Below are 15337 nucleotides of genomic sequence, written 5' to 3' on the forward strand. Positions count from 1 at the left end.
CATCTTAAATGAACAAAACAACAACCAAGAAGAGCAGCCTCACCTGATAGGCATAGGAGACTGCTCTCATATATATGTTAAATAGATTCTTGTTTCAGGCCGTCCATAATATTTTCTTTCTTTATTTTTTTGATCGAATAGATCATTGTTGCTCCAACTATTACAAAGATACTGATAATAACAAATAGAATACTCATCCAAGGTAACATAAATCCATATTCAAATGTACTTAGAAAAGCATTATACATTAGGACAATAATTATAACACTTAACGGTAAGCCGTATAACAGTGCTTTTATCCCATAGAATATACTTTCGTAGTAAATCATCTGATCAAAACTTTTCGGAGTCATTCCTACAGACTTTAACATGGCAAATTCCCGCTTACGTAATGCCACACTTGTAGAAATCGTATTAAATATATTAGCGATCGAAATTGCAGAAATTAATACAATAAAACCATAAACAAACACAGCCATAAATAATAACAATCGCTGTTCATCTTCTTTTTGTTGAACAACATTGTAATAGGATATACCAGAAGTCTTAAGTTCGTTTATTTCCTCCACAGTTTTATCAGGATCAGAACTATTCAAAAATAATGTTTCCTCTACTAAATGCTCTGCACTTTCAGCTAATTCATTGAATATTTGTTCAGGCACTACTACGTCTACTCCTCCAGTATGAGCTGTATACATTCCCATTGGGATTTGGTCGGTTAATGCTCCCGTTTCTATAGTGCCTAGTGGTAATTCCTTGTCTGTTTCATAATCCGTTGCAAATAAACTAAGTTCATCACCTAACTCTTGGTGAATGGAATTTGCATGAATAAATCGGCCGGTTTCTGGATCTCTATAAGTAATTTCATCTATAATAATTGCTTTTGGGTTAGATGGATCCATGAACTCTTCAGGATCAGCTCCAATTTTCTTAGCGTAGGCTGAGAAGCTCTTGTGATCATATCCATAAAAATTCACATAGTAAGGATATTTCCCATCCTTTAAGGCTTCATTATAATATGGATCTTGTTTCAATCTTTCATTAATCTTATCCTCATCTACCCAAGTACTAACTTGCAGAAAATCTACCATACTATATTCTGTAACAGTTTCTAATTTGGTAAAAGGATCTAAGTCTACATCAGTTAAATTATTGGAATTGCCGCCAAGTTTGAAGTCGAAATTAATATTCTCCATTGACATCTCAAATGATTTCTCTAAGTTATCAGTAAAGTAAGATATTGAAATAAATAAAACAATACTGATTACTAAAGAAAATAAAGTTGCTCTATAACGTTTCTTGTTCCGTTTTAAATTCTTCAATCCTATTTCTGCTTCAATTCCAAAAAGTTTGCGAGTTAATTTTGATGTTTTTACTGATTTTCCGCTCAACTTCACATCATTGGATTGTCTTATGGCATCAATTGCAGAAATTCTTGAAGCTATTATGGCAGGTTTATATGTGGAAATGAATATCGTAACAGCTGATATAATTACTGAAGTAATAATGGACCAAGGAGTCAATACAACATACAAATTCTCCGACACACCTAAGGATTCTTCAATAATAATAACAGAATTAATAAACCAGAATGTTAAAGCTATTCCACAAACCCCAGCAATTATACCTAAAGGAATACTAATTGATCCGACAACTGCACCTTCAAAAAATACTGAATTCCGTTTTTGTTTCTTTGTTGCACCAATACTGGAAAGCATACCTAGATGGCGCGAGCGTTCAGAAACACTTATTGCAAATGCATTATATATTAATGAAATAGATCCAATCATTATAACTAGTATGATAATACCAAAAAGAGAAAAAAGTGTAATCGCTAAATCCATATTCTTTGTTAAGCCATAATATCTCAGCAGCTCATTATTATACGTTACTTCTTCTCTATTCAGTTGTTCCATGATGTTTTCTGCATTTTTAAATAATGAAAAATTAACATCTTTAAAAGTAACATGTGCGTTCACACTTCCAGCCGCTGATAGCCGTTCCATATCCAAATAACTGATCGCGGTATACCCTGGTGACCATGATATATCCCAATTAGATTGTTCAATGATACCAACAACTGTAAATGTCCTTGTCTCTTCCTTTTTCCATTCCTCAATTATTTGGCCTTCCAACACTTGTAATTCATCCGATTGACCCAGTTGCACTTTAGTATCAGCATCATAGCGTTGGCCTATATCCATTGTAATTTGATCACCGATTTCTATGACAACTTCTGTATCTCGCCATAATTCATTTGAGATAATAATTTCATTGGGCGAATTTGGTAATCTGCCACCTTTGAGTGTGATCGGAAATTGTGCCAATCCATTATCATTTATTTGCTGAATAAAGAGATAAGGCTTATTTGGATTATGAGCCCCTTCTAATTTTGCGTATCCTAATTTACTGATCAAACTTATTTCATCTACCGAATGGTCGCTACTGATAATATCAATATCCTCTTCGGAAACCGCTCGATATAATGCATGCCACTCACCATTATCAGCAATCGATTGCCGCTTCATTAAGTCAAGAAAGGACACACCTAAAGTAGTCACGGCTGTAATCATAGCGACAGAAATAATAATACCAATTATTGTTACTAATGTGCGTTTGCGATTTTGTTTTAAGTGCCTTATGGTTAGTTTATTAATAATATTCATGGACGAATCACCTCGTCTTTGGCGATTTTCCCATCTTCGATTGAAATGACACGGTCTGCCTGTAATGCAATTCTTTCATCATGAGTGATAATTATTAAAGTCTGATTGTACATTTTATTAAACAATTTTAACAGTTCAATAATTTCTTTACTATTTTTGCTATCTAAGTTACCGGTCGGTTCATCTGCAAGCATAATTGCAGGATTACTAATTAAAGCACGACCAATAGAGACACGCTGCTGCTGTCCTCCCGATAATTGATTTGGCAAGTGCTCTAATCGTTTTTCCAACCCTAATTTACCAATGATATCGCGGAACTGCTTTTTATCCACTTTATGTTGGTCGAGCAGGAGAGGTAAAGTGATATTCTCTTCAACTGTTAATACCGGAAGTAAATTATAGAATTGGTAAATTAATCCTATTTGTCTGCGTCTGAAAATAGCAAGCTGGGTTTCATTTAGTTGATTTATATCTGTGTTTTCTACTAAGACCTGTCCACTCGTTGGACGATCCACTCCTCCTAGTAAATGAAGTAAAGTAGATTTTCCAGATCCCGATGGACCGATAATTGCAACAAACTCCCCTTTATTGACAGAAAAAGAGACATTATCCAGTGCTTTCACTGCGGTCGCACCTTTACCGTAAGATTTAGACAGATTGTTAATTTGTAATATAGTCATGAATATTCCTCCACAAATTTAATTATCTATAGTTTATCTGTCTAAAATGACTGCCAAGTGACTATAAAGTGACAATATTGTCATATAACTTAAATTATTGCATGATAGAATTTGAGGTGGAATTGTGTGCCCGCTCCTTGCAGGCTGTAGACTTCGATATCACCTTGCTGATTTGTCACAATACTGTACGCCATTGCTAATCCAATCCCAACGCTGTCGTCACTGCCGTCTTCCCCTTTGTAGAAACGTTTAAAGATATAAGGTAAATCTTTTTTGTTAATACCTTTTCCATTATCCTCAATAGTAATTAAGGTATAAAGCGTATTCTCTTTAAATGAAATAGTGATGGTTCCTCTCTCACCGGTATGTTCCACACAGTTTTTTAAAATATTGATAACGGCTTCTTTTGTCCAATTAAAGTCGCCCGTAATCATTACATTCGAATCACCATCTATTTGTAAACTTTGATTTTTTATGTCCATTGGAATAATAACAGATTCAACCGCTTTGTTTAATAGTTCACTAACTTGATAAGGTTCCTTTTTAAAATGAACAACTCCTGCATCTATTTTAGCTAACTTCAGTAAAGTGCTAACGAGCCATTCCATCCGTTCTAATTGACTTTGGATGTTATGGATGAATTCCATTCTTTTCACTTCTTTTAATTTGGGATCACCCAGTAGATCTGCCATGACCATCATGGAAGTTAGCGGAGTTTTTATCTGGTGTGAAATATCTGAAATTGCATTGTTTAGTTTTACTTTTTCCTGTTCAAGCATTTTATTCTGTTCGGCCAATTTCAATGTAACTTTGTATATTTCATTCTGGAGAATACTAAGTTCGCCCTCGCGGTTATCCCGAATATCAAGACTGTATTCTCCACTATTTATTTTTCTTAAATTAGATGACAACTGACTAATTTTATCGTATCGATAATAAGTGTAAAAGAGATACTGCACCAACAAAACAGAGAAAGTTATCACAACAAACCAGACAACTTGGATGGAGAAGAATATTGCTGCTGTCGTTGTTGTCAAGGTTCCAATCATTATAAAACCTAATAGGAAATAAGCAATCTCTTTATTTCGTAACACGTAATTCCTCCATTCTATATCCCATGCCTCTTACTGTTGTTATGATTGTCGGTTTCTGTGGCTGTTCTTCTAATTTCTCTCTTAACCTTTTAATATATACCGTTAATGTATTGTCATTAACAAATTCACCAGCAATATCCCAAATCCGTTCCAGCAACTGGTCTCTAGTTAAAATTTGGCCAATATGATTTGCAAAAATTAAGAGTAACCGGTACTCCAATGCTGTTAAAAGCACTTCCTCTCCACTCTTAAATACTTTGCCTTCTGATTTGTTTATTTTAATATTCTGACACGTAATCACCGATCTTTCATTTGGTGATTTTTGATATCTTCTGGCAACTGATTTTATCCTTGACAGCAATTCCCTAATCCGAAAAGGTTTCGTAATATAATCATCCGCCCCCATGTCTAATCCCATTACAACATTTACTTCATCATCAAGAGCTGTTAAAAAGATAACTGGTTTATCACTTAATTGCTTCACTTTTTGGCACAAATCATAACCACTGCCATCAGGTAATGACAAATCAAATAAAAATAAATCAATTTGATTTATCTTTTCACGGATGGTCATTTCCGCTAAACCAGCCTGATGACAGACGATGGTCTCACAACCATCCTGTTGCAAGGAAAATTCCAATCCTGAAGCAATTGTTTTATCATCTTCAACCACCATTATTCTCATTGATAACACCTCACTCAAATTACTGATAAATTAAGACTATAACGAAAAGGAAGCTTTCGCAAGTTACGAAAGCTTCCTTTTTAAAAACCCCTATTTCTCTGTAGCAAGATTGACTGCAGAGATTTCTTCTTTCTTCTGTTCATAATGTGGCTTCACTCTCTTAATAAAAAATGCGAGAATTAATGCGACTACAGCGATTAGTGTAGATATAAGGAAAGAGAAATTAATACCGTTAAGCATTGCTTCATTTAAGATCTCTGGCGGCACTACTAATTCACCATCAGGCCCTGCCTGTCCTGCACCCATTGTAGTAGCAGCTTCTGTCAATAATTCTTCTGTCTTACTTTCTGTGCGGTTATTCATCACAGTGATCAATAGAGCTGAGCCAATCGCACCAGACACTTGCTGTAATGTATTATTCATTGCAGTACCGTGTGGATTGTTTATTGCAGGCAGCTGGTTTAATCCGTTTGTCATCACTGGCATCATAACCATTGACATACCGAACATCCGGAATGTATACAGGATAACTAAAGTGGAATACGATGTATCCATTCCAATTCTGCTAAAGAAATAAGATGTAATTACAGTAATTGTTAATCCGATTACCGCAAGGCTTCTGGCTCCATATTTATCGAACAACTTTCCGGTAATTGGTGACATAATCCCCATTACAATCGCTCCTGGAAGCATAAGCAAACCTGATTCCATTGGAGATATCCCTCTAATGGTTTGCACATATATCGGCATAAGAATCATTGCCGAAAACATTGCTATTGCGATGACGATTGAAATTGCCGATGATAAAGCAAACATTGGATATTTGTAAATTCTGAACTCTAACATTGGCTCATCCATTTGCAGTTGGCGAAGAATAAATGTGATCAATGCAATTGCTCCAACAATAATCGTTCCATAAACATATGGATCGTCCCACCCATTTTCTCCTGCTGTACTAAATCCATAAAGCAATCCACCAAATCCTATACTTGACAGGACAAGTGAGAATATATCAAGCTTGATCGCACGTTGCGGTGTAACGTCTTTCAATTTAAATATAGCTAGAATTAACGTTAACACAGCAATAGGTAACACAATATCAAATAACATTCTCCAGCTATAATGCTCGACTAACCACCCCGAAAGTGTCGGACCAATCGCAGGTGCTGTTATCATGACAATACCAAACATCCCCATCGCTGTCCCACGTTTTTCAACTGGAAATGCCGCTAACATTACATTCATTAAAAGTGGCATCATTATTGCTGATCCTGATGCCTGAATCATTCTTGCAGCCAATAAAACACTAAAAGCTGGTGCAAGACTAGCTAGTAATGTCCCTGCAGTGAATAATGCCATTGCTGTTATAAATAACTTTTTATCAGAAAATCGCTGAATAAAAAAGGCACTAGCAGGGATCAGAATACCATTTACTAACATATATCCAGTAGAAAGCCATTGAACCGCTACTGGTTTCACTTCAAAATCTTCCATTATGGACGGGAGAGCAACATTTAACAGAGTTTCGTTTAATAATGCTACAAAAGCTCCGATGAACAAAATCGCAATCATTCCATAAGGCGGTTTTGTTTGTAAATTTTTATTATTGGACATGTAGTCTATAACCTTCTTTCACTAAATTACTAAAGCACTTAAATATTTTATACCGATAGTCTATTTATTTCAACTATTATTTTAAAAGGTTTGAAAAATCCTAATATATCAGTTATCATTTAACTATACTTACGTTATAGAAGGATGAGTCAATGAGTGATAAAAGAGAAGATATTATTAAAGCGGCCCATAAATTATTTGTTAATAAAGGGTTCGCAAAAACGTCCATTCAGGATATTTTAAATGAGGCAAATATTGCTAAAGGAACATTTTATAATTATTTTGATTCCAAAAAAGACTGCCTATTAGCAATATTGAATTACATTAATGAAGAAGTTGAAAAGAAACGATATGATTTAGCAAAAGGAAAGCAATTGGATGACGAAGAAGTTTTCATCCAGCAGATTGCTGTAAAGATGGATATAAATAAGCAGCATAATATGTTCACTGTATTTGAGACAGTATCTTTATCTGAGGATGAAACCTTAAAGAAATATATGATATCGAGACATAAAGAGGAATTAGTCTGGATTTCCAGAAGATTAGAAGCCATTTATCCACAAGAAGCCGAGTCCATTACCATCGACCATGCTGTCATGCTGATCGGAATTACTCATCATATGAGCCATGCATCGAAGTTATTAGGGGCAGAGCCTGTTTCTACATTGTCGATTATCACCTTCGCGCTTAACAGATTAAAATCGATGATCCAATCACAAATTGATCAATCGGAAGTATTCCTGCATAAAAAGTGGCTTACTCTTCCAATAAATGAAAACAAAGTTGAAAAAAGTCATGTCTTTTCTACTATAGATCAACTCATCAATGAGGTTGACGGTCATGTAGACACAAAGTATATCCAGTCTCTCCAATTCCTGAAAGAAGAGCTGGAAGCCAAAGAGCCAAGGATCTTCTTAATTGATAGCATCTTTACATCCTTAATAGTGGTTTTCCAACACAAGAAGTGGGAGCATAAAGTTAACTTATTAAGAAATATGGTTGACAGCTTAACGAAGAAGAAGTGAAAAGGATAAACCCTTTCACTTCTCCTTTTTTCATCATCTACTACATTTATGATATACAGGTGATCGGTTTATTGTGATATTGTAAACGCCTGCTGTCCCATCTGAATCCATGCCTCTTCAAAATCTTTACGATCGACTGCTTTGTTTTTATTGGATGATAGCGGATCATTTACATATACATTTTCTTCATCATAACCCGTAATTACTGCACTATGGTGCTGATAGGTTACCTGCATAGGTCCTAATTCTGTTTGCCATGTCATGAACTGTTCCGGACCCAATTCTCGGAATTTAGCATTGGTAATCACCCATACCGGCCTGTTATCTCTTATAGCTTCATATAATTCTTCAGGTTCTTTATTTGTCAAATCAATAATACGTTCATCCGAGACATATTCTTTCGCTAATTCCAGAATTGGTTCAATATACACACCGAGCCCAGGCTGGCTGAATGTTTCCATATTGCCAACAAACCCTTCATGCATATTTCCTCTAATCCCGTTGACTTGAAAAGCTTCATATTGGATGTTCTTTGCTAACTCCATTTTATCTGTGTTAATATCATAATAGTTTAACAGCATTGCTAAACTAGTTACCTCACATCCGCGCATTAATTCCGGCAATTGAGAAATGTGAGGAACATCTAACATATAACTCTCTTTTTCTACAAAATCCGCAACAAAACTGCCAGTTTTTTCAGTCAAACTAACGCTAGACGGTTTATTGAATGATACCGTCTTTACTTTTTCATTTTTGGTTTCTTTTGTCAGTTCAAAACCTCCAATTGCAAATACACTGAGCAAACTAACAATTGCTAATCTTTTTTTTCCATCCATAATTAGCCTACCTTCTTTATAATGATATACTAGGTTAATTTTTATCTTATAATTATTATAATATAAGTTAATGATGTCAGGAAGATGTCAAAAAAGAAAAAATGAGTATATTTTATTAAAAGATATTGATGAAAAGTCACATCACTATAATTTCGATAAGAATTGATCGAAAAAAAACGGATGAATCAACTATCAACAATTCATTGAACTACCCGCATGCTCTAAATCCTCTCCGCATCCATTCGTAATAGAAAAACCAACCGCCTATATAGACAGCCAGTTTCCACATTACAGCTTATTTCATATACTTAGAGATAAAATTAGTTAATTCAGCTTGATATTTTCCTTCTTGTATAGCATATGCCTCACCATGTCCCGCATTATCAAATAATACCAACTCTTTATCCGTTGGTGTGTTTTTGTAAAGTTCATGTGCCATTTCAGTTGGTACAAATGAGTCATTATTTCCATGGAAATAAATGATCGGAATATGTGCTTTTTTGACCTGGTTTAAAGCAGAAGCTTCGACAAGAGTATAATCTGCCCTTAAGTTAGTAATCAAACTTGATGTTGGTAAAATCGGGAATGCCGGTAAGTGATACATTCGGTCCATTTGGTATTTAAATAAATCATGGACATTTGTGTATGCGCTATCAGAAATAACTAACTCAACATTCTCTGGGTGTTTTTCTCCTGAAGCCATCAAAACAGTGGCTGCTCCCATAGATAAACCATGCCACAACACCTGTGTTTCTAAACCAGTTTTTTCAATTACTTTCTCTGTCCAATCAATCCAGTCTAGTCTGTCATGCCAGCCAAACCCAATGTAATCGCCTTCACTTTTCCCATGACCGCGCGCGTCAGCTATAAATATATTATACCCCAGCTTTTCATAATAGTATTGGCCGTATAATCCCATATCTTTTGCTTTGCCAAGATAACCGTGCGCAAGCATCACTGTTTTATTTGTTGGTTCTTTTGCTTCAAGATAATAGCCTTTTAAATTCAATCCATCAAACGACTTTAAATCCCATTCATCGAAATCCTGCTGGGCAACCCATTGTCTCCATCCACCTTGCAAAAAAACATCCATTGCTGCTGCTGAAACAGTTAAATCCTGATTTCCTTGCAAAAAATCCTTTTGCTCGCGCTTTATAGCAAGGTTGTAAAAGAAGTTCCCGGCAAATATATCTGTAACTAACAAGACTGACAAAACACTAATAATCATTATCTTTATTCTCTTTTTCAAAATGATCCCCTTCTCCCCCTGTTGTTAATTCTATTATAACAAGAAGGAGACCAGTTTTGTTACATTTTGTCGATTTTTTTAGCCGGAAATAATAAGAATAAACAATTTCAGAAAATGGATGGAGATGGTTATAGTCTATATAAAATAAACAAGGCAGAGACGATTTTTCAAACCGATTCTGCCCTTTACGTTTTTACTTTCTTCTTATATTTTCCAGTATTACTCTGCTTGCAGGAAGGCTTGGTATATCATTCATTGAATAAGTAAAATCCTGCTGAGGAACCTCATAGGATATTTTATTAACAAAGTAATTTAACGTAACTTTTAAAATATCAATTGTCATCCATTCACCTGCACACCTGTGACCAATATCAAATTCTCCCCCGCCTTGGGGAATAAAGTCAAACGGATTCCCATTCCACTCCTTAAATCGATCAGGCAAAAAGTGATCAGGCTCTTTCCAAATCTCCGGGTCATGATTTGTTCCATATAAATCTAGTAGCGTTAATGTTCCTTCTTCAAACGTATATCCATTCCATTCGAAACCCTTTTTTACTCTTGCAACTGTAAAAGGAAAAAATGGATAGAACCGCCGTACTTCCTGGATAAAAAACTGTAATTGCTTATCATTACCTTGTTGGAGTTTTTCTACTTCTTTTGGAAATTGGATTGATGCCAGGATGGTAAAGTCAACATAGACAGAAACAGCTACAATAGGACGTATTAAATTTAACACCTCTACTGATACAATTTCCGGTTCTAGTAACTGACCATCCAGATCACGATGCATACTAAATTGATATAATGGACGCCTCTGGTCTACTGTTAACTTACCATTTCTAATATCCAAAACAAGCTGTTTTATCCAATCTTCTGTTTTGGAACGTGACATCCTAGCTTTCCAGTGTTTAAGACCGATAGCTGAAGCATCTTCAAATAAATCATCAAGCTCATCCGTCAATTCCCTTTCATCTTCCTGCATCGGGATACCAACCCATCTCATCGCTACATTTGTTAACACTCGCTTTGCTTCCTCATACACATTAAACTCTTCTGTTTGATTTCTTGTTATCGCTCTTTCCCATTCCATTTCTGTTAATTCTTTTACTTCACTTAACATTTCTTTTGTCATGAATGACATGAACACCGCTTTACGGTGATGGTGCTTTTCACCATCCAATCCTTGAACTCCTCCCTCTCCAAATAATGTCTTTTGAATACGGGACGGAGCGGCACCTTTTCGTATAAATTTATTATTATCATAAAATAATTCTGCCTCTTTGGTTCCAATCAGACAATTAGCTTTTTCTCCCATTATACGTGTTTGAAAAACTCTAGAGTGATATTTATCTTTGCGGTTATAAATATAATTATAGCCTTCCTTCAATAATGAGATTGTATGATCCAGTCCTTTTTCCTTCGGCATATTCTGGTTATTTACCATACCCGCACCTCCATTTCGATCGAAAATCATATAACTATTTTTCCCCAAAGCAGTAAATAAAAAACAAACTTTCTCCATAAAAGGAAAAAGAATGTTTAAATAGTATTTAGTTAGTGGTAAATCATATATAAAATGAGGAAATAAAATAGTTAGGGGTGTAAAAATGGAGACTAATATACCTTCTGTAACACTGCATGACGGAAATCAGATTCCAGTAATTGGCTTTGGTACAGCAAAAATCAAGGGTGATCTTGGGGCAGCTGCAATGGTGAATGCAATTAATAATGGCTATCGTCTTATTGACTTTGCCTATAATTACGAGAATGAGGGGACGGTAGGGGAAGCTCTCAGACGAACTTCAGTCCCTAGAGAAAAAATTAAGGTTACCTCCAAACTTCCCGGTCGTTATCATGAATACAATGATGCAGTGGAAGCAATTCAAGAATCTCTTTACAGAACTAATCTCGACTACTTTGACCTGTATCTCATCCACTGGCCAAATCCTAAACAAGATAAATATTTGGAAGCATGGCAGGCGCTGATTGATGCCCAGAGGTGGGGACTTATCCGCTCGATAGGTGTCAGCAACTTTTTACCAGAACACTTGGAACGTCTGGAAAAAGAAACAGGAATCCTTCCTGCAGTTAATCAAATCGAATTACATCCATTTTTCAACCAGCAGGAACAAAGAGAATGGCACGAAGAGCATGGAATCGTAACAGAATCCTGGAGTCCTTTATATCGTGCGAAAGATCTTTTTGAGAATCAAACCCTTCAGGGAATCGCAGAGAAACATAACAGAACCATCGCACAAGTCGTATTGCGCTGGCATTATCAACTTGGTGCTGTGACCATCCCACGCTCTACTTCCATTGCACATCAACAAAAGAATATCGCTATTTTTGACTTTGAATTGGACAGCGAAGACATGACAAACATTAATCAATTAACTAGACCTGATGGCAGGATAAATGATCAGGACCCTGCTGTATACGAGGAATTTTAAGGAAGAAGCCTGGACATGTTCCATCTATTTAACAAAATCGGAACTGTTCAGGACAGGATGATGTACGATAATATAAGGAAGATATAAAAATTTCTCATGAACGGTAAATGCATCGATTGTTCATGAGAATTTTTTATTCCAATTACGCTGGCTGAGATCGGGAGGGCGGCTGAATTCCTTCGCTCCCTTTTTCCTTTGCACCAAGGCATTCAGAGTTCATACACTTTTTGACTCTGCAAGCTTGAATAAATAATATTGTTCTTCCCGTGCCATGTGGTCTGCCATCGATGCGGTGAAGGTGCTTAAAACCTCGGCACTTAATTCCATTTCCTCTAATTCATGCAAGAATGTCTGAAATAATCCCATCTCTATCTCCACATCATGGTTAAATTTTTCAAGAGCGGGAAAGGAGTCAATGTTTGCCCGCAGATATCCCGTCAGTTCTACGGCTTTTAAATAAAATTGATCAAAATGTTTATTGAATGCGGCACTCTTTTCTTTCAGCCTCTTCTCAACGCCATCTAATCTGTCATTAATTGCTCCTGCATGGCCTGATGCATCAACTAACCAGAGTAAATGATGATGCAATTCATGAAAAATCGGCGGCTTATCTCCTTGCTTCAAATATGTCAAAATCAGGAGATACTCTTCTAATTCATTGACCATGTGATTTAAAAAAGTTGGTGTTAAATGGATACCCATCTGTCCTGTCAGATGCCGTTTGATAATATATAATTTGAATTCCCTGAACTGTTTAGTAATTTCTTCAACACTTTTAGCAAAGGATATGGCATTCGAATTATTTAATGTATTTGCCTGCATAAGCAGTTGGTCATAATATGTAATGAACGTGTTTGCTTTCTTTATATCCTCAGACTGTGAAGGATATAAAGAATCATGAATAAACCTGGCATGATCTGCTAATACTTGCAGCCAAAATTGATGTTCAAACATCGCGCTTCTTAGGTAATTAGATTGCAATAAAAAACATCCCCCTTAATTACATGATAATTCATTATATTCAGGGGGATGTTTAAATATTATATAAAGTGAGACTTTTGCACAGCCGGGGCACTACGGATCATTTACGCTGTGTTAAACTGGCTTCTGATTAATGCATATTTTGTTGTGGTGCTTTTGTATATGCTTGTAACATCATATTCATATCTTGCGTGTTTAATTGAGGAACCTGATAATATCCATTTTTATTTTGATACAGGAATAGCTCATAACTCATTTCGATCATGTTAGGAACACTATCAGCAAGAATTCGGCGCATAACCGGATTATTCATTTCCACCCCAGCTTTTGTCAGTGCAGACGCTGCAGATTTAGTATGTGCCAGCATAAAGGAAGAATAGCACTCATCTGTAAATTCATTCACTGATTGCTTCGGTTTCTTCGGCTGACCTGCTTTCATACCATAAGTAACCTCATTGCTTTGCTGCATTTTGTATTGTTGTGTAGGTACTTGAGGATCTTGGCCAGTTTGGAAAGAATCAATAATTGTGTTATACATTTGTGTCATAAATGACGTTTGACGTTGTAAAATGTCTTTTAATTCCGGATCCTGAATGTGTTGATCATACAATTTATATTGTTCCATTACTCCAATCATACAACCGATTACTTCGTGAGCATCAAGCATTTCATGAGCACCGTGATTTAGGCTGGTACCCTGGTTCATCATATTTGGTGACATTTGAGTTCCATTTTGCATTTGATTTTGATTTTGCACAGTTTTTGTCCTCCTATTTCTTAAATTTCACCATTATATTTTCCTTTGCCGACATTTTTTATGTACACAACCTCATCATTTTTGGACCATCTCTATCTTTTCTTCTGTATGACAATTATCCCAAAGATAGGTTATACTACTTTACAGGAGTGATTTTATGTCAACATTTTCTATCATCGGCGGAGGAATTGCCGGTGCTTCCATTGCATATCACCTGGCAAAATCCAATCACAATGTAACCGTATATGACCGGTCGGATAAAGGCCAGGCAACCACAGCTTCTGCAGGTATTATCTGTCCATGGATAAGCCAGCGCAGAAATAAAAAGTGGTACAGGCTCGTAACAGAAGGAGCCCGTTATTATCCTGATTTCATACAGGAACTAGAAATGAAAACGAAGCAATCTACAGATTACAGAAGAAATGGCGCTATTTGTCTTTTTAAGGATGATCATATTCAGCAGCTTGCCTTTGAACGAATTTCCGCAAAACAGGAGGTCTCCCCTGAAATGGGTGATGTTAGAAAAATGAGTAAAGCAGAGGTAAAGGAAATGCATCCTCATTTGACTGATTACTATCCTGCTGTGTATGTGGAAGGCGGTGGCCAGATTAGCGGGAAGAGCCTTCTAAATGCTCTAAAGGAAGCTATACTTTTTCATGGTGGAAAGTGGATCAATCAGGATATTTCACCAACTTCCTGTGATGGGAAGGTCATCTATACAGCAGGTGCGTGGGCTGGAGAATATTCAAGTAATCCGATTGTTCGCCATCAGCGAGCTGAACTTTTACATCTAAAAATTAATGGGTCAACGCCAGCAAAGCAAACACCTGTAGTTATGGGATTAGGTCCAATGTATATTGTGGAAACAGGATCGAACCAGTATGCTATTGGAACTACTCATGAAGATACGGAGGACTTTTCCATTACACCCTCACTGGAAAATCAACAGTACCTGCATGGTGAAGCGGAACGGTACTTCCCGGACGTAGTGCTTGACGATCAGTTCATGTCTGTTGGATTGAGGCCGTTTACGAGAGATTCGCTGCCATACATAGGATATTCAGAAGACGGGGTGTTTGTTGTCAATGGATTAGGGTCAACCGGTTTAACGTGCGGACCAGTAATTGGAAGAGAAGTTGCAGCATATTTAAATGGAGAGGAAACCATTTTAAATTTGAAGGATTATGCTTACTAATTGATCGAGATTGAAAAAAGCTACCTTATCACATTTAATAAGGTAGCTTTCTTGCCTGTTTATGCAAACACCCCGGGAGGTCATTTCATTTATAAAAAGTTTTAC

The 15337-nt window shown here is 36.3% G+C and carries 13 protein-coding genes; 3 read left to right on the top strand and 10 right to left on the bottom strand.

Annotated features, from left to right (window positions below; translation table 11 throughout):
- Positions 1-77: 77 nt before the first annotated feature.
- The 5 genes from BMW36_RS16330 to BMW36_RS16350 all read right to left on the bottom strand — a co-directional run bounded on the left by BMW36_RS16330 (position 78) and on the right by BMW36_RS16350 (position 6739).
- A complete protein-coding gene (locus BMW36_RS16330; protein ID WP_089743084.1) occupies positions 78-2666 on the bottom strand; it encodes an ABC transporter permease in 2589 nt (862 codons plus the stop codon).
- Positions 2663-3346 carry an ABC transporter ATP-binding protein gene (locus BMW36_RS16335; RefSeq protein ID WP_089743086.1) on the bottom strand — a complete coding sequence of 228 codons (684 nt, stop codon included), beginning with the start codon at positions 3344-3346 and terminating at the stop codon, positions 2663-2665. Before BMW36_RS16335 ends, BMW36_RS16330 begins: the two co-directional genes overlap by 4 nt.
- 89 nt (positions 3347-3435) lie before the next feature.
- Positions 3436-4440, bottom strand: coding sequence for a sensor histidine kinase (locus BMW36_RS16340; RefSeq protein ID WP_245711722.1), 1005 nt, complete (start codon positions 4438-4440; stop codon positions 3436-3438).
- On the bottom strand, positions 4427-5125 hold the full coding sequence (locus BMW36_RS16345) for a response regulator transcription factor (RefSeq protein WP_089743088.1): 699 nt from the start codon (positions 5123-5125) through the stop codon (positions 4427-4429). The genes BMW36_RS16340 and BMW36_RS16345 overlap by 14 nt, the downstream gene beginning before the upstream one ends.
- A gap of 90 nt (positions 5126-5215) precedes the next feature.
- The gene (locus tag BMW36_RS16350) at positions 5216-6739 is read right to left on the bottom strand and encodes a DHA2 family efflux MFS transporter permease subunit (RefSeq protein WP_089743090.1); all 1524 of its coding nucleotides are present in this window, start codon (positions 6737-6739) and stop codon (positions 5216-5218) included.
- A 152-nt stretch (positions 6740-6891) separates the two neighbouring features.
- Here BMW36_RS16350 and BMW36_RS16355 point away from each other — a divergent pair, with 152 nt between their 5' ends.
- Positions 6892-7764, top strand: coding sequence for a TetR/AcrR family transcriptional regulator (locus BMW36_RS16355; RefSeq protein ID WP_089743092.1), 873 nt, complete (start codon positions 6892-6894; stop codon positions 7762-7764).
- A 68-nt stretch (positions 7765-7832) separates the two neighbouring features.
- On the opposite strand, the gene BMW36_RS16360 is transcribed toward BMW36_RS16355, so the two are convergent.
- The 3 genes from BMW36_RS16360 to cypC form a co-directional block, all read right to left on the bottom strand.
- Positions 7833-8600, bottom strand: coding sequence for a C39 family peptidase (locus tag BMW36_RS16360; protein ID WP_089743094.1), 768 nt, complete (start codon positions 8598-8600; stop codon positions 7833-7835).
- Positions 8601-8895: 295 nt separating this feature from the next.
- Positions 8896-9849, bottom strand: a complete 954-nt coding sequence (locus BMW36_RS16365; RefSeq protein WP_342707275.1) for an alpha/beta hydrolase — start codon at positions 9847-9849, stop codon at positions 8896-8898.
- A gap of 193 nt (positions 9850-10042) precedes the next feature.
- Positions 10043-11293 (bottom strand): CYP152 family fatty-acid peroxygenase CypC, encoded by a 1251-nt coding sequence (cypC, locus tag BMW36_RS16370; RefSeq protein ID WP_089743098.1) that lies wholly within the window; start codon positions 11291-11293, stop codon positions 10043-10045.
- 163 nt (positions 11294-11456) lie between these two features.
- Here cypC and BMW36_RS16375 point away from each other — a divergent pair, with 163 nt between their 5' ends.
- On the top strand, positions 11457-12299 hold the full coding sequence (locus BMW36_RS16375) for an aldo/keto reductase (RefSeq protein WP_089743100.1): 843 nt from the start codon (positions 11457-11459) through the stop codon (positions 12297-12299).
- Between the two features lie 216 nt (positions 12300-12515).
- Here the strand turns inward: BMW36_RS16375 and BMW36_RS16380 are convergent, their stop codons facing one another.
- Together BMW36_RS16380 and BMW36_RS16385 are read right to left on the bottom strand one after the other, a co-directional pair.
- Complete coding sequence (locus BMW36_RS16380; RefSeq protein WP_089743152.1) at positions 12516-13253, bottom strand: DUF2935 domain-containing protein; 738 nt, start codon at positions 13251-13253, stop codon at positions 12516-12518.
- A gap of 157 nt (positions 13254-13410) precedes the next feature.
- A complete protein-coding gene (locus tag BMW36_RS16385) occupies positions 13411-14037 on the bottom strand; it encodes a spore coat protein (RefSeq protein WP_245711723.1) in 627 nt (208 codons plus the stop codon).
- 157 nt (positions 14038-14194) lie between these two features.
- On the opposite strand from BMW36_RS16385, the gene BMW36_RS16390 reads away from it, so the two are divergent.
- Positions 14195-15232 (top strand): NAD(P)/FAD-dependent oxidoreductase, encoded by a 1038-nt coding sequence (locus tag BMW36_RS16390; RefSeq protein ID WP_089743102.1) that lies wholly within the window; start codon positions 14195-14197, stop codon positions 15230-15232.
- Positions 15233-15337: the final 105 nt, after the last annotated feature.

The sequence above is a fragment of the Gracilibacillus ureilyticus genome, from assembly GCF_900111195.1.
GTDB classification, from domain to species: domain Bacteria; phylum Bacillota; class Bacilli; order Bacillales; family Amphibacillaceae; genus Gracilibacillus; species Gracilibacillus ureilyticus.